Annotated in this window: 25 protein-coding genes; 15 read left to right on the plus strand and 10 right to left on the minus strand. The window is 38.4% G+C overall.

The window, feature by feature from the left end; genetic code table 11:
* Window positions 1–305: 305 nt before the first annotated feature.
* Window positions 306–617 (plus strand): GYD domain-containing protein, encoded by a 312-nt coding sequence (locus HND50_16450; GenBank protein NOG46834.1) that lies wholly within the window; start codon window positions 306–308, stop codon window positions 615–617.
* 10 nt (window positions 618–627) lie between these two features.
* On the opposite strand, the gene HND50_16455 is transcribed toward HND50_16450, so the two are convergent.
* The 9 genes from HND50_16455 to HND50_16495 all read right to left on the minus strand — a co-directional run bounded on the left by HND50_16455 (window position 628) and on the right by HND50_16495 (window position 8,829).
* Window positions 628–2,001, minus strand: coding sequence for a hypothetical protein (locus HND50_16455; protein NOG46835.1), 1,374 nt, complete (start codon window positions 1,999–2,001; stop codon window positions 628–630).
* Window positions 1,998–2,432, minus strand: coding sequence for a hypothetical protein (locus tag HND50_16460; GenBank protein NOG46836.1), 435 nt, complete (start codon window positions 2,430–2,432; stop codon window positions 1,998–2,000). The genes HND50_16455 and HND50_16460 overlap by 4 nt, the downstream gene beginning before the upstream one ends.
* 313 nt (window positions 2,433–2,745) lie before the next feature.
* Window positions 2,746–4,356, minus strand: coding sequence for a Rieske 2Fe-2S domain-containing protein (locus HND50_16465; protein ID NOG46837.1), 1,611 nt, complete (start codon window positions 4,354–4,356; stop codon window positions 2,746–2,748).
* An 84-nt stretch (window positions 4,357–4,440) separates the two neighbouring features.
* On the minus strand, window positions 4,441–5,454 hold the full coding sequence (locus HND50_16470; GenBank protein NOG46838.1) for a pirin family protein: 1,014 nt from the start codon (window positions 5,452–5,454) through the stop codon (window positions 4,441–4,443).
* Between the two features lies 1 nt (window position 5,455).
* On the minus strand, window positions 5,456–5,977 hold the full coding sequence (locus HND50_16475) for a hypothetical protein (protein NOG46839.1): 522 nt from the start codon (window positions 5,975–5,977) through the stop codon (window positions 5,456–5,458).
* Window position 5,978: 1 nt separating this feature from the next.
* Entirely contained in the window at window positions 5,979–6,509 is a 531-nt protein-coding gene (locus HND50_16480) for a DUF4287 domain-containing protein (GenBank protein NOG46840.1), read from the minus strand.
* Between the two features lie 35 nt (window positions 6,510–6,544).
* Window positions 6,545–6,844: a hypothetical protein gene (locus tag HND50_16485; GenBank protein NOG46841.1), complete on the minus strand. Its 300-nt coding sequence runs from the start codon at window positions 6,842–6,844 to the stop codon at window positions 6,545–6,547.
* A gap of 35 nt (window positions 6,845–6,879) precedes the next feature.
* The gene (locus tag HND50_16490; GenBank protein NOG46842.1) at window positions 6,880–7,479 is read right to left on the minus strand and encodes a hypothetical protein; all 600 of its coding nucleotides are present in this window, start codon (window positions 7,477–7,479) and stop codon (window positions 6,880–6,882) included.
* 153 nt (window positions 7,480–7,632) lie between these two features.
* A complete protein-coding gene (locus HND50_16495) occupies window positions 7,633–8,829 on the minus strand; it encodes an HD domain-containing protein (protein NOG46843.1) in 1,197 nt (398 codons plus the stop codon).
* A gap of 237 nt (window positions 8,830–9,066) precedes the next feature.
* Here HND50_16495 and HND50_16500 point away from each other — a divergent pair, with 237 nt between their 5' ends.
* From HND50_16500 to HND50_16530, 7 genes are all read left to right on the plus strand, one after another.
* Window positions 9,067–9,714 (plus strand): metal-dependent transcriptional regulator, encoded by a 648-nt coding sequence (locus HND50_16500; protein ID NOG46844.1) that lies wholly within the window; start codon window positions 9,067–9,069, stop codon window positions 9,712–9,714.
* Between the two features lie 94 nt (window positions 9,715–9,808).
* The gene (locus tag HND50_16505; GenBank protein ID NOG46845.1) at window positions 9,809–10,141 is read left to right on the plus strand and encodes a hypothetical protein; all 333 of its coding nucleotides are present in this window, start codon (window positions 9,809–9,811) and stop codon (window positions 10,139–10,141) included.
* Between the two features lie 29 nt (window positions 10,142–10,170).
* A complete protein-coding gene (locus HND50_16510) occupies window positions 10,171–10,503 on the plus strand; it encodes a hypothetical protein (GenBank protein ID NOG46846.1) in 333 nt (110 codons plus the stop codon).
* A gap of 39 nt (window positions 10,504–10,542) precedes the next feature.
* On the plus strand, window positions 10,543–10,998 hold the full coding sequence (locus HND50_16515) for a low molecular weight phosphotyrosine protein phosphatase (GenBank protein ID NOG46847.1): 456 nt from the start codon (window positions 10,543–10,545) through the stop codon (window positions 10,996–10,998).
* 51 nt (window positions 10,999–11,049) lie between these two features.
* Window positions 11,050–11,910: a phosphotransferase gene (locus HND50_16520; protein NOG46848.1), complete on the plus strand. Its 861-nt coding sequence runs from the start codon at window positions 11,050–11,052 to the stop codon at window positions 11,908–11,910.
* Between the two features lie 3 nt (window positions 11,911–11,913).
* Window positions 11,914–12,264, plus strand: a complete 351-nt coding sequence (locus tag HND50_16525; protein NOG46849.1) for a hypothetical protein — start codon at window positions 11,914–11,916, stop codon at window positions 12,262–12,264.
* A 71-nt stretch (window positions 12,265–12,335) separates the two neighbouring features.
* Complete coding sequence (locus HND50_16530; protein ID NOG46850.1) at window positions 12,336–12,515, plus strand: hypothetical protein; 180 nt, start codon at window positions 12,336–12,338, stop codon at window positions 12,513–12,515.
* A 23-nt stretch (window positions 12,516–12,538) separates the two neighbouring features.
* Here the strand turns inward: HND50_16530 and HND50_16535 are convergent, their stop codons facing one another.
* Window positions 12,539–13,216: a phosphoadenylyl-sulfate reductase gene (locus tag HND50_16535; protein ID NOG46851.1), complete on the minus strand. Its 678-nt coding sequence runs from the start codon at window positions 13,214–13,216 to the stop codon at window positions 12,539–12,541.
* Window positions 13,217–13,408: 192 nt separating this feature from the next.
* Between HND50_16535 and HND50_16540 the strand changes: the two genes are divergently transcribed.
* The 7 genes from HND50_16540 to HND50_16570 all read left to right on the plus strand — a co-directional run bounded on the left by HND50_16540 (window position 13,409) and on the right by HND50_16570 (window position 20,762).
* Complete coding sequence (locus tag HND50_16540; protein ID NOG46852.1) at window positions 13,409–13,954, plus strand: RNA polymerase sigma factor; 546 nt, start codon at window positions 13,409–13,411, stop codon at window positions 13,952–13,954.
* Between the two features lie 49 nt (window positions 13,955–14,003).
* Window positions 14,004–14,330 (plus strand): hypothetical protein, encoded by a 327-nt coding sequence (locus HND50_16545; GenBank protein ID NOG46853.1) that lies wholly within the window; start codon window positions 14,004–14,006, stop codon window positions 14,328–14,330.
* A gap of 9 nt (window positions 14,331–14,339) precedes the next feature.
* Window positions 14,340–14,867 (plus strand): periplasmic heavy metal sensor, encoded by a 528-nt coding sequence (locus HND50_16550; protein NOG46854.1) that lies wholly within the window; start codon window positions 14,340–14,342, stop codon window positions 14,865–14,867.
* Between the two features lie 147 nt (window positions 14,868–15,014).
* Window positions 15,015–16,286 (plus strand): efflux RND transporter periplasmic adaptor subunit, encoded by a 1,272-nt coding sequence (locus HND50_16555; protein NOG46855.1) that lies wholly within the window; start codon window positions 15,015–15,017, stop codon window positions 16,284–16,286.
* Between the two features lie 75 nt (window positions 16,287–16,361).
* The gene (locus tag HND50_16560; protein ID NOG46856.1) at window positions 16,362–17,120 is read left to right on the plus strand and encodes an ABC transporter ATP-binding protein; all 759 of its coding nucleotides are present in this window, start codon (window positions 16,362–16,364) and stop codon (window positions 17,118–17,120) included.
* 20 nt (window positions 17,121–17,140) lie between these two features.
* Window positions 17,141–18,361, plus strand: coding sequence for an FtsX-like permease family protein (locus HND50_16565; protein NOG46857.1), 1,221 nt, complete (start codon window positions 17,141–17,143; stop codon window positions 18,359–18,361).
* A gap of 94 nt (window positions 18,362–18,455) precedes the next feature.
* Window positions 18,456–20,762 carry a T9SS type A sorting domain-containing protein gene (locus tag HND50_16570; GenBank protein ID NOG46858.1) on the plus strand — a complete coding sequence of 769 codons (2,307 nt, stop codon included), beginning with the start codon at window positions 18,456–18,458 and terminating at the stop codon, window positions 20,760–20,762.
* The last annotated feature ends 36 nt before the right edge of the window (window positions 20,763–20,798 follow it).

Raw genomic sequence — 20,798 nt, forward strand, 5'->3', positions numbered from 1 at the left:
ATAGTATTAGCATGTTTCAATCATGGTTTGTTGCATAAAATATGAACAAACATGGTTTGCAATATAACGAATCAAACCTGACATGACAACTACAATCCGTCCGGCACACGTGTTACTTTTTATGCTGTCAGGCTACAACACATAGCGGGAAACGAAACGATCGTCATTATTGGTATCTTAGGCTTCGAGTGCTTTAGTCAGCTTAATTATATAAATGGTTTACTTCGAGAATAAAAATATTAGCTGAAAATTTTTAGTATCAATATATCTGCCGATATCTAAAAAAAATCATAAAAGGTGATAAGATGGAAACATATATTACGCTGCTTAAATTTACCGACCAGGGCGTGGCAAGCATACAAAAAAGTGATGCCCGCTTGCACGAGATTAAACATGTCTTTAAAAAAATGAAGGCTGAAGTAGTAGATTTTTACCTGACTTTGGGGGAATATGATGCTGTGGTTATTTCCAAAGCGCCGGATGCTGAAACCATTGCTAAATTAGCTTTAATGATTGGATCGCAAGGAAAAATTCGTACGGTCACATTACGCTCTTTTCCGGAAGAAGAATTCCGAAGTATAATCTCTGCGTTAGTTCCCAAAAAAGTAAAATTATAGTATATGATTTCTATTTATTCCGCGCGAATTCCAACTGCCGTTTAAGTCGATCAAGCTCTCTTTCCCAGCGGGAAACTGAAAGGGCATCATCATGTGTGTCGCTGGCTTCAAGAGTGGCTTCACGGATTTGCTCTGTCCATGCGATTAGTAAAGCATTTACCTGCGCTTCAGAGAAGGGGCCATTAATAAATTTTTTCTTAAGCTGCTCAAACTCTTTTGTATAGCTGGCCCAACCCGCGGTTAATTTATCACAACCCGATGCCCATTGGTAGATTCCTAAATCACCATATTTAAAAGGGCGGCAGTCGTTTATGCGGTCCCCAAATTTCCCGGCAATCGGTGTAACCGGGTTCTCATTATGAATAATATTTTCAAAGGCATTATCCATATCCCAGGGAATAAGATGCAGCTTTTTGGCAGCCGGCTCCTCGTACCAGTAATAATTATGGTTGCCGCAACCACCATCGTGGCAATACCAGTGGAAAGGACCATCATCGTTGCGTATCATCCTATCCACCACAATAAATGATACTATCTTCTCAATATCCATAAATTGCTCAATCACTTTTTGAACATCAGCTTCCTCTGCATCCTGTAGCTGCTGGGCAAAACTTTTTATAATCTCCACAGATGGATTATCATCTTCGTTGGTTTTTAGCGCATTGAGAAAACTGCGGCTGCTGCGTCGGGTGCCATTTGTATGCAAGGGCCAGATTTCTTTATATAAATTACCTTTGCCATCATCAAAATTATAACGTGTAAAACGGCCGTCAACTTGCTCGGTCAACGCATACAGTCCGGAATATTCTCCGTTAATCATTAGCCGGGCATGGACAGAGCGGGGCGCAGGAACACCCATTTCACGGAACAGCCAGTAACCCAAACGCTCATGCATTTGAGAAGGATCCAGATTTTGTGAATGGAATTGAAGTTTTTTTAATTTATAGAATTTTTCCTGCCGACCTTTCCAGTTTATTTTAATTTTCATTGATAGTTTTGTGCAGGTTTTATAGCCGGAAGGATTTGCCCAGTCTGAACCTGAAACACAATTTACAAATGCCCCGACAGATCCTTTATAACGGATGCCTACCGGACTAATTGTATCGCCCTCAAAAATGAGCATGCCTTCAACATATTCTTCAGCTGCCGGATCGGAATCGATTTCTTCCAGTGCAGAGCCGGGGATTTTCAGTTCAAACGTGGCTAACCTATTTTGATCAAATATATATTCGGAGTCCAGTTTTAAATATTGTTCGTTTCCGGATGCTACGATTTTTGGGACTTCAAAATCCGGTGCGGTAGGGCTAGAATTATGTCCTCGTTTTTTACAGGATGAAAAGGATATTAAAATTACCATTATAGAACATATTAAAATCGATTTCATTTTATCTCACTTTCTTGGAGCAACGAATTCAAATTCCTGATTTTTGCGGAAATCATTTTATCAATTATAAATAAGGGAATAACTGCGGATATATAAGCTAAATAATCGTATGGGTCAAAGTATGAATCATATAACTCCAAATATTGGCTCGTTTCAACGATAAAGCAGGTTACAATAATTAGCAGGGCAGAATGTTCTTGGGAAAGTCTAAACGACAAGAATGTTGCATCCTTTGATTTATATTGAGACCGGATAAGTATATAACCCCAGGCGGGGCCGGTAATATCCAGCATGTAGCTTGACCAAAAACCTCCAATTCTAAAACCCCCTGTTGATAATCCAATTGAGGCCAGTGAAATAAGTGAAATTTTCCAAAAGAGGATTACTTTTTTTTCAAAGGAGTCTATTGGGGTGGCGTTTTGAGTACTCATGATTTGCATATTTAGATAAACATTTTGTTCAATATAGTCTGCCTAAATTGCAAACACAAATGGGAAATGTTGTTGTTGTCAGGTTTAAAGCTGGATTTTCAAATTAACAGAAATAGCAAAACTATGTTATATAATCGATAAGTTTTCTGAGGGTTCAAGAACGGTGCGAAAATGCAATAACCATTTGCTTTTTATAAGTATCAAACGCGGCTTGCAAAATTTCTTCAGCTGGTTTGATTTTTAATACTTTTCAGAACAATCAATTACAAAATGCGGCAAGTATTAATTCCTGATTTTGTTTTCCATATTTGAATTAAGGATTTACACCGGCATAAGGGATGCCTGTTAATTTATGGATATTCCAATCAAACGTACTTAAGGATTTACGTTTAAATTTACGGATATCATTATAGCCACAGGAACGTGCCACAACTTTTATCAGGTCATTACTGGCAGTAAAAAAGTTAAATAATTGTTTTGCCGATGTATCTATGATGATGCGCTTTCTCAGGTTTTCTTTTTGGGTTGCTATTCCCACTGGGCAGTTATTGCTGCTACAGGCACGCATACCCAAACAACCAATCGCCTGTAATGCAGAGTTGGAAACAGCAATGGCGTCGGCCCCCATCATCATAGCTTTTGCAAAATCTTCTGCAATGCGTAATCCGCCGGTTATTATGAGAGTTACTTTTTTTGCACCCACTTTATCAAGATGTTTTCTGGCTCTGGCTAAGGCAGGGATTGTCGGGACATTTATATTATCCCGCAGAATTGTTGGAGCAGAACCTGTTCCTCCACCACGGCCATCCAGAATGATATAATCAACGCCAATTTCCAGCGCAAAATCAATATCCGCTTCAATATGGCTGGCAGCTATTTTAAACCCAATTGGGATTCCGCCTGTTTTTTTACGCACCTTTTCCGCGAATTTTTTAAAGTCTTTTGCTTTAACCAAATCTGGAAATGCCGCAGGAGAGATCGCCGTTTCACCTTCTTCTAAACCGCGAACTTCAGCAATTTCTTTGGTTACTTTATTACCCGGCAAATGGCCACCGGTTCCTGTTTTGGCACCTTGCCCGCCTTTAAAATGGAAGGCCTGGGCCTTTTGTACTTTGTCCCAGGAAAAACCAAATTGGCCGGAAGCCAGTTCATAAAAATATCGCGAATTATTTTCCTGCTCTTGTGGCAGCATCCCGCCTTCACCACTGCAAATACCGGTGCCGGCCATTTCTGCTCCTTTTGAAAGAGCGATTTTTGCTTCACGGGATAGGGCGCCAAAACTCATATCAGATACAAAAATCGGGATATCCAGTGTTAAGGGTTTTTTAGCTTTGGGCCCAATTACAACTTTTGTTTTAACTTCTTCTTCATCCAGCAAAGGCCGTGTTGCAAGCTGTGCAGGTAAAAATTGGATATTTTCCCATTTGGGCAAACTGTTTCTATCCACACCCATTGCTGCCGATGGACCGTGATGTCCGTAATTTTTTAAACCATTTTGGGCCAGTTCTTTTATGTATAAAGTATAAGGCTCCGTTTCTTCGGGATGTGTATCGGCATATTGTCCCAAATAGCTGTCACGGTTAAAAGGTTGAGGATGTTTAGCCTGGAACTCCTTGATTTCGTCTTCATCCAGATAAATGTATCCTTCTTTTATCTCTGTGCTAAATTTATGAAGCACTTCATTATTATTATATTCGCTCACTCCGGTATCATAGCGGTAATCCCAGCCATGCACACCGCAAATCAGGTTATGCCCATCAATGTGTCCATCAGCCATAAGCGCACCCCGATGCAAACAACGCCCATATAAAACAGATACTTTTCTATCATATTTTATAACAACCAAGTCCAACCCGTTTACCATTTTATGAGTCGGCGTCTTTTCCTTAATTGTCCTGAGTGAACAGAGTTTGATTTTCATTATGGTTCCTTTCAAAATTAATTGATGTCGATTAAAAATTGATTGATGGTGGACGCGCCTGACGAACTTGTCAGAATGCGTGTCGAACTATTTTATTTCTTCCTTACCATTGGCATGTATGGCAAAACGGCCTTTGTCTTTTTCATGTACATGATCGGCTCTTGGCCAGGGCCAGCCACCAAATTGTGTAGACTGGTAGTCACGCATTGTTTGTTGAATTTCTTCCTGGCTATTCATAACGAATGGCCCATACTGAACAACAGGTTCATTAATTGGGCGGCCTTGAAGAAACATTATTGAGGCGGGTTTTGAGCTGTTTTTTATAATAATTTCATTTTGTGGATTTAACTCAATCATCTGTTTACTTTTAATCTCTGTCCCAGAAATTGTGAGTGATTCTCCGTCATAGAAATATAAAGCGCGGTTAACGCCGTCTTTCGCAACAGGTATTTCAAATTGTGCATTTCCATCCATTTTTAACAACCAGATTTGGACTTCATTTTCCGCATCTGCTGCCCATGAATCCGGGGTCGGCTCCAAAGATTTTTGATCTTCGTAAAACCCGGCAATCAGGTCAATGGTTGTTTTGTTTCCGGAAGAATCGTTTTTGATGATTTTTGGAATTTCATCCCGCCATAGCATTTTATAATGCGGTTCAGCCATTTTACTTTTTCCGGGCAAGTTCAGCCATAGTTGAAAAAGCTCAAAATGGTTAGAATCTTTATTTAAAAGCGGAAACATTTCAGAATGTTGTACACCTCTGCCGGATGTCAGCCATTGCACATCGCCATTACCAAAACGGCCGGTCGCGCCCAGCGAATCAGAATGATCTACCAAGCCTTTGGTAACAATAGTCACTGTCTCAAAACCTCGATGCGGGTGAGCAGGAAAACCGGGTACAATGTTGCCATGGTACATATTCCAGCCATCTTTTCCTGCAAAATCCTGACCAATATTACGACCATCCAACGGAACTGCCGGCCCAAGTTGATCATTTCCTGCGGGGTATAAATCAAGATGATGAGCGCAAAAAAGAAAAGGATCCAATGTTTCCCATTGCATCCCAAGCGGTTTGATGTTTTTTATTATTTTATTACTCATGCTATGGTTTTAAATCACTCCAAATTCGTTTAACAATTTTCCAATTACCTAAGTTATTTTTTTTGTAAACCGTGATAGCATATGATTCGCTATCACGTTGCATTTTAAAATCACCTTTTTCATAAGTGAAGGATAAGTTTCCATGCTCATAAGAATAAGCCAGGTTAGCTGATCCGTGAATTTCTAAAATTTCAAGATCATACTTTAGAATTAAGGTTTTAGATCCATCATCAGGAAACCAAAATTCCTTTATCGATCTCCTTCCGGTTATTGGCATTAAGCCGCTTGGGATAATGGTTGCTGAATCGCTGAATAATCCGAGAACTTTAGCAGAATCATTTTCCAGCCATCCCTGAGAATAATTTCTGTTGATTTGATTTATTTGCATTATATCTGAAGTGGAAATGGGTTCTTCGCTAAGCTGGGATGATTTTTCTGAACAGTTAAAAACGATCAAAGATATAAATAGACCTGTTAGCAGAAGGTTAAGGTGCTTTTTGTTTTTTTGAGAAAAATCAATCATGTTATTCTGCTTTTAAGTATGCTTCTTTTATCCAGTCCAATAACTGTTCATCAACCTGGGTTAACTCTGTTAGCTGCACTCTATGTGTACACATTGCGCCAAACGGTCCGGAGTTTCCAAGGCGATCGGTTGTTGGCTTATCTTTTAATTTTAATCCCAAATCTATTCTGCTTTTTGTTGCCGGCTTTACCAATGTAAACTGTTTTTTGCGGATAAAACTAACACTGTCTTTCTTTGGGGTAACAGTAATATCATCTCCAAATTTCTGTATCTCTGATAAAAGCTTATCGTAGATCGGCTTTAAATGCTCTTTTCCTTTGTATTGATTTGCAAGCAGGTCAGAATCATCAAAAGACCCGGCGTCAGATTTGTTTGATTTATGAGCAACGAAATTAGCGAATCCATGTGTAAAGCCATGCTCCGCTTTTAAAAAATCCATGATGGCTTTGTGTTTCTCAAGTTTGGAATCTTTAACAATCTTAACCCAATGATCGAGCGATTTCCCTGTTTTTTCTAATAATCCTTTTTCCATAATAGATCCTCAATTTAAAGTTTTGTTATCACCAATTAATGACGAAATCTAATTATTTTTATTGTGTTGTTGTTTGATGAAGTTAAAACAGAGTTTCCATCTTGAGAAAAAGTCGCCGCTTTATAAACAACTTTGCCAATTTCACCAATTGTTTTAATCAATGTTCCGTTGCTTTTCCATATTTTTACGGTCGCATCTTCACTTGCCGTTAAAATGTATTGCCCGTCTTTTGAAAACTCCGCCTTAGCTATTTCTCCTGAATGTGCTGCAAAGGAGGAAATTAATTCACCGTCTGTTGTCCACAACGCCAGGGTCTTATCAAAACTTGCAGTCATTATTCTTTTTCCATCTGGTGAAAAAGAAGCAGAAACTACACCGCTGGTATGATGTTTATTGTTTTCTTTTTGTTGCCGTTGATATCCCAGATAGAAACAGTTTTGTCACAACTACCAAGGACAATAGAGCTGTTATCTGGTGAAAATGATGCCTGGTAAATTGTGCAGGAATGTCCTTTAAACTCTCTGATAAATTCACCTTCGGAAGTCCACAACTTTGCGCTATTATCACCTCCACCACTTAAAATGTATTTTCCATCATTCGAGTAGGTAACGGATTTTACATATATTGCATCGGCCTTAACGGTCTTAATTTTTGTGCCTTCAATATCCCAAATAATAAAAGTCTCGTCACTCCCCGCAGTAATAAATCTTTTGCTATCGGGTGAGAACACCAAGTCGTTGACACTTCTTTTATGGTCAGTGATTTTTAAGATTATATTTCCGCTGTTATCCCACAAAATTGCTTTGTCATCATCACTTCCCGATAAAATATATTTGCCATCCGGCGATTGTGTAATTCCTATAATCGTCTCTGAATGCCCGACAAACTTATTAGGAGTCGCGCTGGTTTGGGCATAGACGATCACATGAAGTATTAAAAATAATGATAGGCAGTGTAAACATTTTTTCATAATGGATTAGCAAACTAAAAGCTCATATTCGAATCGCTGATAACATAGCCATAAACGAACAAAGATATCTCTGCAAAACAGCAAGCATTCGAAAACGAGAACGAGATTAACAGTATTGAAATGAATGTATTATTTGAATTGTAATAGCAGGTGTTAATTTAAATACATTGTTACCAAGAACGCTAAAACGGAAATGATAATTCCAAACATAAACACATTATACGCAACACTGAGAAAGCGGTATTTTTTGTTTAATACCAATCCAAGAAAATAAATATCACGGATAAGGTTGCTGTATAAATAATCCCGGTCTTCCATAAGCTCTTTCATGCCAAATTCATAATCTTCAAGTGGCATAGTGTAAAAATTTCCAAAAAAGAGCAGGTTACCGCGCCGGTTTTCGATGTCACTTCTGGTGAGGCCAAGTTTTGTAACCTTGGGTCTAGTGGATAGTGTTGCAAAAACTATTGTGAGGACACAAACTAATAAAAGAATACCTACCGGAACTAGTAGGAAACGCTGAACATCTAAATTTTCAATTAAAAATGAAAGGATGATTGAAATAATCAGGGCGCTAATGCTGATTAATGTATTAGCCTTTGAATCGGCCATGGAACTTAAACTGAGATGGTTCCGCGATGTTGTTCTAAAAACTGTTTCAACACCACGCTCAGATGATTTTATGCGGTCGAGTTTCTTCAAATCCTTTGGAGATAATGCAGACTCCTTTTGTTTTTTAGGAGCCACTCCACTCTCTAATTCATCAAGCTTTTTGTTTATCCTTTTCAAGTTAGATGCAATTTTGGGTTGCCAGTTTTCTTTGGCATAATCAGAAAAATATTGTGCTTTTTCATAAAAATTCTTGTCTATTTCCAGCCATTCTTTATCGCTAAATGATTTTTTACAGATAGCGTTTATTTCTTTTCGAAACAATTCTCCGCGTTTTAAACCAGATTTTTTTGCCAGATGTGCAAGATCAGCATCTTTTAAAATTTTCTCAAGATTCGTTTCAGGGATTTCGCCTAATGTGGTTTTTAGAATGAGTTGTTTTATAGTTTGAATATCTTCAGGAGGGTAATTTTTACTTGTTAAAAATTCTTCAGCAATTTCAATACTTTTTTGTTCATGATTTTTATAGTCCACAGTGTACCCAGTATCATGGAACCAGGCAGCAATAGTTAACACTTCTTTTTCTTTTTCTTCAAGACTTGAATATTCGCATATTTCTAGAACAGCATTTACGGTTTGCTGAGTATGCTTTAAACTATGGAAATAAAAATCTTCTGTTAATTTTTCGATTAACAGATCCGTAACAAAAACACGGGTCTCTTCAATAATATTATTCATCATTTCCCTGGCTGCTTAATGAGATAAAACAAAGTAGTTATTTTGATTAATGTGTGCAAAGGATTCTTAAGCTGTTATTTCAAAAATGTTTCTTTTTCTGTTCAATTTAACTTTCGTCATTATTTTCAATTATAAGCAGTATATTTCATAATAAATATTTCATCAATTCAGTTTCTCTCGTATTTTTACACTCTTAGTGATTTTGTTAAGATCTTTATTTTTGAATTTCTGGAGTGTTAAATGAAAATTACACGCAGCCAGGAAGATTATCTTAAAATAATCTGGCATCTGCAACAACAAACTATAAAGGCTAATGCCAAATTGGTTGCGGACAAATTGAGTGTTAAACCGCCTACGGTTTTATCCATGTTCCGGCAGTTGGAAAAATGCAATCTAATAACTTATAATAAATCAGATGGGGCATTATTATCAGTTAAAGGCGAAGAGATTGCCCGCAAGCTTGTTCGTAAACACCGGCTCGTTGAGACTTTTTTAGAAACAGTGCTGGAGATGGATGACCAACATATCCACGAAGAGGCTGAAAAACTGGAACATGTCATTTCGGATCAATTAATGTACCGCATCGATGCTTATCTTGGTTTCCCGGATAAAGATCCGCATGGATCGCCTATTCCATCCTGGGATAAAGTTGTGCAACACATAAAACTTAATGAAGTGAAACTAAATGAATCATTTACAATTCATCAAAATGATTTTACTTCAGTTGAGAAAAAGTATTACAAAAAACCGGGTTTAGTTCCGGGGTCTATTTGGACACTGGATGAAATACCGCCTGGTAAAGGCTGTTATTTGCTCGCCAACGGCAAAAAATTTCTGGCAATTCCCGAAGCAACGGCCCAAAAAATACTCGTAACTATCCGAAAATAAATTTGCTCGTTGAAATAGCATCTTATAATTTTTACACTTAGTGGAAAATCAAAATTCTGAATGGATTCAGGAGGTTGTATTTAAAGAGAGTGTCATGTCCTCCTTAGTGCAGTTTATTAAATATGAAATATTGCTGATTTTAATTGGCTTTATAGTGGTTATTATTTTCCAGGTATTTAATGGCCGAATAAATCTGCAAAGTTTGTTGCGCGATAAAAAATCCAGGAAGTTAAGCTCAGGACGGATGCAACAGCTCTTTTTTACATTGATAATCTCTCTGCACTATTTATATCTCACGTTTAAAAACCCATCGGCTTTCCCTGAAATAGAACAAACATATTTATATCTGCTTGCCGGTAGTGGTTTTGTTTACTTAGGTGGGAAAGCCCGTTCCATAGGTTGGTTGGTAAAAAAATATTTTAGATAAAAGTCATTGTCCTAAATCCGGGAGGAAATATGGAAAGTTTAGCATTGATTGTTGGTTGGATTATTGCTGTTTTTATTGGCGTTTTGGGGATAATCATCCTTGTTTATGTAATAAAAGGAAAAATAGACCTGACTAAATTAATTAGCGAAAAAGATGGATCGGCCAGTCTTTCACGTTTTCAGTTTTTAATATTTACCTTTGTAATTGCTGCCAGTTTGCTGATAATTGTAGTAAGCCAAAATCCACCTGGTTTTCCGGAATCAATACCATCTGAGATATTCATTTTACTTGGCATCAGCGGTGGAACATATGTGATATCCAAAGGGATCCAAAAAAGTGCAGAAGATAAGGACACAAACTAATAAACGGAGTTATTTTTGAAAAAGGTACTATTCATCTGTTTGGGTAATATTTGCAGATCACCCAGCGCAGAAGCGGTTATGAATGCAAAATTAAAAGCAGCAAATTTGCAAGATAAAATTATTACAGATTCTGCCGGCATTATTGGTTGGCATTCCGGTGAGCCAGCGGACCATAGAATGAAAAGCCATGCAATAAAAAGGGGATATGACTTAACCAGTATTTCCAGGCAATTTAATCCGGAAATTGACTTTGACAAATTTGATTATATAATTGGCATGGATCATGAAAACATGCGTGATTTACGTGGAATGGATCCTGACCAAAAGTATAAAAATAAAATATTTTTAATGACCGGTTTCTGTCAATCCATCCCAGCGGAGGTTGTTCCAGATCCATATTACGGCGGCTCATCGGGATTTGAAACTGTCCTGGACATTTTGGATGATGCTTGTGATGGATTGTTGGAACATATAAAAAATAATAGTGAAGAATGATCAGATATCATAAAGCCGCAATTGATTTTACAAATCTAATAATCTTTTAAAATGAAAAATGTAATTCATAAAATTGAGGATTGGGCTCAGGAGAAAATTATTTCCCATGAATCTATCGGTGGTGGCTCCATTGCGGATTCCAAAAAGATAAAAACAGAATCCGGTAAGGAATATTTTTTAAAGACAGGGGCCCAAAATCCGGGTATGTTTCCTGCCGAGGCAAATGGCTTAATGGAACTGGAACGTGCAGCGGTCATTCGTATACCTCATGTTTTTTTAGCTGATGAGGATTTCTTGTTAATTGAATTTATCCAGGCGGGCCCAAAAGTAAGCCGTTTCTTTGAAGATTTTGGACGTCAATTTGCGCGGCTTCATAGGGTTAAAGGGAAGCAATTTGGTTTTAAGGAAAACAACTTCATTGGCCATACACCTCAGGAAAATATTCCGAACGAAAACCAGGCCAAAGATTGGGTAACTTTCTATTATGAAAAACGTCTGTTATTCCAATTTAAACTTGCTGAACAGCAAAATCTAACATCTTCAAAACTCAATGATGGTTTTCAGTTGCTGGAAAATAAGATTGAATCAATTTTAGTGGGAAGAAATGAGCCGCCATGTTTGTTACATGGAGATTTGTGGAGTGGGAATTATCTGGCTGATGAAAAAGGCAATCCTGTAATAATTGACCCGGCAGTTTACTATGGTCACCGTGAAGCCGATCTTGCTATGACAAAGCTTTTTGGTGGGTTTTCCAGTTCTTTTTACCGGGCATACAATGAAACATATCCTCTTGAGGCAGGATTTGAGTATCGCGAAAATATTTACAAACTTTATCATGTTTTAAACCATTTGAATTTGTTTGGATTGGGCTATCAGCGACAGGCAGTGGATTTGTTGTGGAGCTATTTGTAATTAATGAATGAATTGAAAATACTTGAGGATGCAAAAAAGTTATTAAAATCCCTTGAAGGAGAAAAAACCAAAGCTCAACCTTTATTGGCTTCTTTAATAGCCTCCTTAACTGAGATTGTGAATGTGGCTTATGATGAAGCTAAAGAAACGGAGGCGGGGCGCAGGTGGTTTTTCAATTTGGTAGAAAAAAGATCAATACCGGCTTTGGCACTTAAAGAGGCCAATATTAAAATGCTTCTTCAAGAATTTGATTATTCACTTCCTCAGGAAGAAATGATTGCAACAGCCAGAATTTATTTACTTGAAATTGAAAGAATAATAAACAGTGGTAAAGGCAGATACATATCGGGATAATTACCAACAAAGCCACTGTTGAGGTATGAAAAAATTGTTTTGGAAAATGATTTAATGATGAGAGGTAGAATATGGAATTAAAAAAAAGAAAGCAGACCAAAAATCCAAATATCCAGCGTGAACCTTTTGAGAAAATTGTAAAAGATGTTTTTAATAAATACCGTGATAATGTGGTTTGTGCAAGCGATATTATGGATAGAATTATTGAAGATGTAACCGCAAAAATTCGTGATCAACTAAAGGAAGGCTAAAAGGCCAGAAGTGGTCATTTAAATTAAGGTATATATTTTTTATTAATATTGTTATGCAATCCACACTCAGTTTTACCTAAACCTTGCCAACGGCCAGAACGCCCCTCGCCACGATCCGTACATTGTAAACACCCGACAGAATTATAGTCTTTTTCGTGCAGTGGATGAAGCGGGATTTTTAACTTCTTTAATTTTTCCGAAATAACATTCGGGTTTTCGTCAAAAAGAGGATTAAATTTCAGTATAGGTTTATCTACTTCAACAATTGCAGTTTTTTTTCGTTCAGCTGATTGATTCGCCATCAGTCCGGTTACCCATACTTTAAACTGGCTTTTTAAATTATCCATGGGTTTTACTTTGTTTATAAAACAGCAGGAATCCGGATCTGTTTTCCAGAGTTTTTCATATTCTGTAAAAGAGTGGTCTTCAAATTCAGGAGCTATTTCAACAATATTCAAACCGAAAATATCTGCCAGGTCATCCCTGTATTTCAAAGTGCTGCTAAAATGGAAACCTGTATTAATAAAATGAATATCCGGCTTTTTTTCAAAACGACTGATATGATAAAGAAGATAGGCAGAACTAATCCCGAATGATGATGTGATCAAAATTTCTTCCGGTGAATAACAGGTAAAAATATATCTTATTCGCTCAGATATCGAAAGGTCGTTTAGCGTGTCGTTGCAGTGTTGAATGGGCATGGGATTTTCCTGTATTCACAAATGCTTGGCGATGCTTTAGAAGGTTTAAATATATTATTCTGTTTTAACAAATTCAAAATTTTTATAAGATTAATTTTCTTTTCTGTAGATTGTATTATTCACGAAATTTTATTTTTAAATTGGCGTCAAACCAATAAAATCACAACAGTCAGAATTATACATTCTTATTTAATGAATCAATCGATTGATTTCAGATCAATAGTTGAAGCGCATCAGGAAAAGGTTCGTAATACCTGCTTTCGTTTTGTAAAAAACAAAGAAGATGCGGATGATGTTGCACAGGAAGTTTTTATCCAGGTATATGAGTCCCTTACTCATTTTCGTGAGGAGGCTGAATTATCAACCTGGATATATCGTATTGCTGTAAATAAGTCGTTGGATTTTATCCGCAAGAAGAAACGTAAAAAACGTTTTGCGCAGCTTACTTCACTTTTTGGGTTTAATGAGGATAATGAGGAAATTATCCTTCCGGCAGATGATAACCCACAACAGGACATAGAGCAGAAAGAACGTAAACTGGTTTTAGATTCGGCCTTAGAACAATTACCAGAGAATCAAAGAACTGCAATCACTCTAAGCAAATACGAAGGCTTTAGTAATAAAGAAATTGCTGAGATTATGGCTATGTCCATTTCGGCCGTTGAGGCACTAATGCACCGTGCTAAAAAGAATTTACAGAAGTTGTTATTCAATCATTTTGAAAAAAATATTAGATAGCGCATGTTTCAAATAAAGAATGACGTCCAAGTAATTGAAGGCAAAAAAAATGAATAAAAAAGAAAAAATCGAACAACAAATAAATAAGACGCTGGATCAGTTTGACAATGCTGAACAGCTTCCACCAAATCCTTATTTTTACACACGCGTTCAAGCGCACATCGATGAGCGAAAGAATAAGAGAACCGTTTTCGCTGCAATCCTGAAGCCGGCTTTGTTCACTACTTTAGTTGTGATTAACCTGAGTACGGCTTTCTGGTATATGAACGCTGATGATCAGCTTAATCAGGTTGATACTCGTGAAGAATTAATTGAATTGCTGGGAAGCGATTTAAATGTGGACAATAATCAAAGTAACTTCCTCGATTTTAAATAGGAAAACAAAATGGATATTTTTAAGCAAAACCGCTATTTGTGGATCACAGTAATTGTTCTGTTAATTATGAATTTTGCTGCACTAACACTTTTATGGGTCGGCAGACCAGAAGGACCAAGGCCGAACAGAGGTCCATATAACCGTTTAGATAAACAAAACCGAACGAAAGAATTGTTGGAGAAGGAACTTGGCTTTGATGAAAAACAGACAAAACAATATTTGAAACTACGCCAGCAACACCAAGATCAAATGCGGCTATTAGAACGTGAAATCCGGCAAATAAAAAAACAAATGTTTGACGAAGTATTACATGATAATCATCAAAATGAGTTGTCTGATTCGCTGTTGGCCCTGGCTCAGGAAAAACAGGCCCAAATTGAGCAAATTACTTTTCAGCATTTTTTGGATTTAAAAAGATTGTGTAAACCGGATCAACAAGATAAACTTAAATTATTGATGCGCCAGGTTTTCCGGCAGGGTCCTGCACAAAGACGACCGGACGCAGAAAGACCCGGGCCACCGCCACCCCGCCCATAATCCGGATCATAGATTTTTGGTATGAAGCCTTTCATCAAATGAAGGGCTTTTTTGTTTATAACATCTTTTAACCACCCGCAAGTTTTTTCAAGAACCCACGTCTAATCCTTTAAATAGCTTAATTAAACTATAAAGGAGCTGATTAACATGAAAAATAAAATACTAAAGCACAAAAGAATCATTGTGGTTATGGCTGTCGTTCTTTTAGCCACATACGCTTTTGCCTTTTTCTATGAAGGCATCAATACAACCGATTATGTTTTCGAAACAACAATCGCAGAGAAAGGAACGGTAAGCAACACGATTACTGCCACCGGTACTTTGGAAGCAACCAACACTGTTGTTGTGGGAACACAGGTATCGGGTGTGATTGAAAAGATTTATGTGGATTTTAATTCAAAAGTAAAAAAAGGACAATTGATAGCTGAGCTAGATAAATCAACCCTTCAATCCAGCCTGGAAAATGCCGAAGCGGATTTGTTTGATGCGCAGGCGGAACTGGAATATCAAAAAGCCGGCTTTGAACGGAATGAAGAATTTTTAAAAAAAGATTTGTTGTCGCAAAGCGATTATGACCTGGCCAAATATAATTATAAAAAGAGCCAGGCCGGTTTAAAATCGGCCAATGCTAATTTAAATAAGGCACAACTAAATTTGGCTTATGCTACCATATATTCTCCTATCGATGGACTTGTGCTTAATCGTGCGGTTGAAGAAGGACAAACGGTTACAGCCAGCATGAGCACGCCCGAGCTGTTTACTATCACAAATGATCTTTCTGAAATGCAGGTAGAAGCGGATATCGATGAAGCAGATATTGGCATGGTTGCGGAAGGACAAAAGGTAGAGTTTACGGTAGATGCTTTTCCGGATGAAACCTTTACCGGTAAAATTACAGAAGTAAGGTTACAACCAACTGAAAGCTCAAATGTTATAACATATACTGTGATCGTTTCAGCACAGAACCCCGAATTAAAATTAAAACCGGGCATGACGGCCAGCATAACCGTTTATATCGAAGAGGTAACAGACGCGCTGGTTGTAGCGGGAAAAGCCTTGCGTTTTACACCGGATCGTGAACAAATGGCGGGCTATTTCGACAGCCTTCCGGAAAGCGAACGTCCGCAGCGGCCACCCCGTGGAACTCAGCAGGGAGCGGGACAAGCGCAGGCGCCAAACAAAGATATCTCTGAAAACATCAAACGGGTTTGGGTAAAAGATGGTTCACTTATCAAACCTGTTGAAGTAGAAACTGGTGTTACAGATGGCATGAATGTTGAGATAATATCTGGATTGGCCCAGGGCGATGAAGTTATTACTTCTATGGAGCGGGGCGGCGGGACAGATGAAACTGTTGCTAAGAGCGAAGAAACTCAAAGCCCTTTTGTCCAGGAACGCCCGGGACGCCCAGGCAGGTAAAGTGTCGGCAAATAAAGAATGCGTAAACATTAACCTGACAAAAATTGAGAATTGCAGAAAATGAAAAACAATAAAATAATCGAGATCGAAAATCTTCAAAAAGATTACCACGTGGGTGCAGAAACAGTAAAGGCGTTGCAGGCTGTAAACCTTACAATCAATGCCGGCGAGTTTGTGGCCATTATGGGCACCAGCGGATCGGGTAAATCGACCCTGCTCAATATTCTCGGCTGCCTGGACAGTCCAACGGCCGGCGACTACCGCTTGGATGGGACCAACGTAAAATCCCTATCCAAAAACCAACTCGCGGATGTGCGTAATCAAAAACTGGGCTTTGTGTTTCAATCCTATAACTTGTTGCCACGAACCACAGCCCTGGAAAATGTCGAGCTGCCCTTGTTGTATAATCCTGGGGTTAGCGCAAAAATACGCCGCGAAAAAGCAGAGTTCGCCCTGCAAGCCGTTGGCCTGGCAGATCGCATGAACCATCTTTCAAATCAAATGTCCGGTGGTCAGCAGCAGCGTGTAGCCATTGCCCGTTCACTGGTCAACGATCCTGTTCTGATTTTGGCTGATGAAGCGACTGGCAACCTGGATACCAGGACATCATACGAGATTATAGCGTTGTTCCAGCAGTTAAATGAAAACGGAATAACCATCGCTTTTGTAACGCATGAGCCCGATATCGCGGCGTTTACAAAAAGGAATGTTATCTTCCGCGATGGGCGCATTATAAAGGATTTTGAGGTAAATACTATCACGAGTGCACAATTGGCGCTCGAAAACCTAAAGGAAGAAGATACCGTTTTTGATTTATTAATGAACGCAAGCTAACCCAAAAACGAGAATTAAAAATGAATATATTAAACGTAATTAAAATCGCCATCGCCGCTGTAAAAAGAAACAAAATACGCTCCTTCCTTACCATGTTGGGAATCATCATTGGTGTGGCATCGGTAATTGCCATGCTTGCTATCGGCGAAGGATCCAACGCCAGCATCCAGGAGAAAATATCTTCCATGGGTATAAATCTTATTAATGTAATGCCGGCAAGCAGGGACCGGGGCGGTGTTCAGCAGGGACGCACTATGTCGCAAACCCTGGTCTTGAAAGATGTGGACTTTCTCCGCGAAAACAGCGACCTGCTGGAAGCTGTATCCCCTGAAGTGGGAAGTTCCGGCCAGGTTATCTTTGGAACCAATAACTGGCCAACGCAAATCTTTGGTGGAAATGAAGAATATACCTATATCAAAAAGTATGATATTGCCAACGGACGCTCATTCTCAGCACAGGATATAAAAGGCGCCGTAAAGGTTGTCCTGATTGGACAGACGGTTGTTGAAAATTTATTTGACGATGATGTTGATCCGATTGGGCAAACCATTCGCTTTGAAAAAATACCGTTTAAAGTGATCGGGGTACTGGCAGAAAAAGGTGAAAATACCTTCGGCCAGGACCAAGACGATATTATTCTGGCGCCCTACACCACCGTTATGAAAAGAATTACACGGCAGACTTATTTGCGGGCGATTGTTACATCCGCTGTCTCTGAAGAGTACATCGATGACGCAACCAAACAGATTGAAGAAAACATGCGTCTGTCGCATCAATTAAAAGACAGCGAAGACAATGATTTTGAAATACGGACGCAGGCTGAACTGATCAGTACATTTGGCTCCATCTCCGAAATGATGCTGGTGCTGCTTGGATCAATTGCTGCGATTTCTTTAGTTGTGGGTGGTATTGGCATTATGAATATCATGTATGTTTCGGTTACCGAGCGTACTCGCGAAATAGGCTTAAGGCTGGCCATCGGCGGCAAGGGCAAAGATATATTGATGCAGTTTTTGCTTGAAGCCGTTTTATTGAGTGTAACCGGCGGCATTATTGGTGTGATTATGGGTATACTGGCTTCAAACACGGTTGAAAATATCATGTCCTGGCCGGTGCTGATTACAATGCAATCCATATTATTGTCGTTTCTGTTTTGCTCGTTTATCGGCGTGTTCTTTGGCTGGTACCCGGCGCGCAAAGCCGCAGCCCTGGATCCCATTGATGCGCTCAGGCATGAGTAAACGGATAAAAGATTTTTTTAATAACTAACGCATGTTTTTTGAACAGACGACGTCATATCTGTAAAGTTCAATTATTTAAAGTTGGGAAAAGATTATGAGAAAAATTAATACACTGGCCATTTTATCCTTTTTAGCTCTACTAACCGTAAAAGTTTTCAGCCAGGATTTTTACGATATCAACACTATTAATACTATCGAGATAACCTTTGAAGAATCCAATTGGGATTATTTATTAGATCAGTTAGTTTCGGAAGGCTATGAAGCTCGTTTACTTGGAACAGCCGTGGTTAATGGAATAAGTTATGATAGTGTGGGTGTAAGATATAAAGGAAACAGCAGTTACAATGCTAACCAAATTAAAAACCCCCTAAACATCAAACTTGATTATGTTATTAAGGACCAGGAACATGAGGATTATGGCACCTTAAAACTTGCCAATGTATATAAGGATCCAAGTTTTATCCGCGAAGCTTTGACCTATGAAATAGCCAGAAAATATATGCCGGCAAGTCTGTCAAATTTTGTAAAGGTCTATATAAATGGTAGTTATTTGGGGCTTTATTCCAGTGTGCAGGATGTTGATAAACATTTTTTACGAAGCAATTATTATGACGATGATAATTCATTTTTTAAGGGCGAGATAGTAGGTGGAAGCCCACAAAGCGTCGTGAAAATCTGGGGGTATTTTGGAGAAGACTCGGCAAGCTATAAGAATTATTATGAAATCGAATCAGATAGTGGATGGTCTGATTTGATTAATTTCCTCGATAAGTTTAACAACAAACCAGAATCGATTGAGAGTGTTTTAAATGTGGATCGTCATTTATGGATGCTTGCATTTGATAACCTCCTTGTGAACCTGGATGCACCAATTAATTTTGCACATAATTATTATTTATATAAAGATGATGCCGGAAGGTTTAATCCAATTATTTGGGATTTGAATGAGAATTTTGGTGTTTTTTCAAGGCTTCTTGATGAAGGGTCATTATCTACTGCAGGCCTGCAGCAGCTTAATCCATATTTGTATTTATCAAATGATAATTATCCAATTATTAACAAAATTTTAAGCGATCCAACTTACAAAAAAATGTATGTCGCCCATATGAAAACAATAATGGCTGATTATTTCGAAAATGGTTTGTATAAAACACGGGCTTTGGAGATTCAATCAATAATTGATGCCGAGGTACAGGATGATCCTAATAAGTTTTACACCTATTCAAATTTTATTGATAATATTGATGATGGCATAGGAAGCGGTCGTCCGGGTCCCGGGAATGAGTCTATTATTGGAATAACAGAGCTTATGGATGCCAGAATTACTTATTTAAATTCACTTTCTGATTTCACGGCAAGCAGCCCGGAAATATCTAACATTGAAAACAATCCAACCAATCCTGCAGCTAATACGGATGTGTGGATAACGGTAGATGTGGCCACTGCGACTTCCGTTCAATTAGCTTACCGTAGCAGCCTTACCGCTGCATTTGAAAAAAAAGAAATGCTTGATGATGGCAATAGCAATGATGGAGTAGCCGGTGATGGTATTTATGGCGCTTCCATCTCCACAGGAACAAACGGGTTTCAATATTATATTTACGCAGAAAATGACGATGCGGCCTCCTTTTTGCCGGCGCGTGCTGCATATGAATTTTTTACAATGGCAATTTCCGGGGATTTGGTGATTAATGAATTTTTAGCCAGCAATGATTCCTCAAAAGCCGATCAGGATGGTGAGTATGATGACTGGATTGAACTTTATAATAATACGGATGCTGATATATCTTTAGCTGGGTATTACTTATCTGATGATGGTGATGAAATTACCCAGTGGGCATTTCCCGATACATTTATCACCGCAAAAGGTTATCTGATTGTTTGGGCTGACAAAGATGATGAGCAGGAAGGGTTGCATGCAAACTTTAAACTATCCGGATCGGGTGAGACAATTTATTTGGTTAATAGTGACACTGCAATTGTTGGTGAAGTATCTTACGGTGAACAAACCGCAGATATATCAACCGGGCGTTATCCAAATGGAACGGGAGCTTTTGTGCAAATGAATCCCACTTTTTCTGCTGAGAACTATGATAATATTACCAGTATTGATGACGATCTTCAGATAGAACTACCCGGCAGGTTTGAGCTGAGTCAGAATTATCCTAATCCATTCAATCCAACAACTAATATTTCATTTAAGTTGGCTAATCCGAATGTAACCTCCTTAAAAATTTACAACATCACAGGGCAGGTGGTGGCTACGCTAATTGATAAACAATTATCTGCAGGAATATATATAATGCAATGGGAAGCTGAAAATATGAGCAGCGGAATTTATTTTTACCGGCTGACAAGTGGTACACATTCTGAAACAAAACGGATGATTTTATTGAAATAATGACGGGTATATGCGAGAGGTTAAAAGATAGCCCTT

It is taken from the genome of Calditrichota bacterium (assembly GCA_013112635.1).
Lineage (GTDB): Bacteria > Calditrichota > Calditrichia > Calditrichales > J004 > JABFGF01.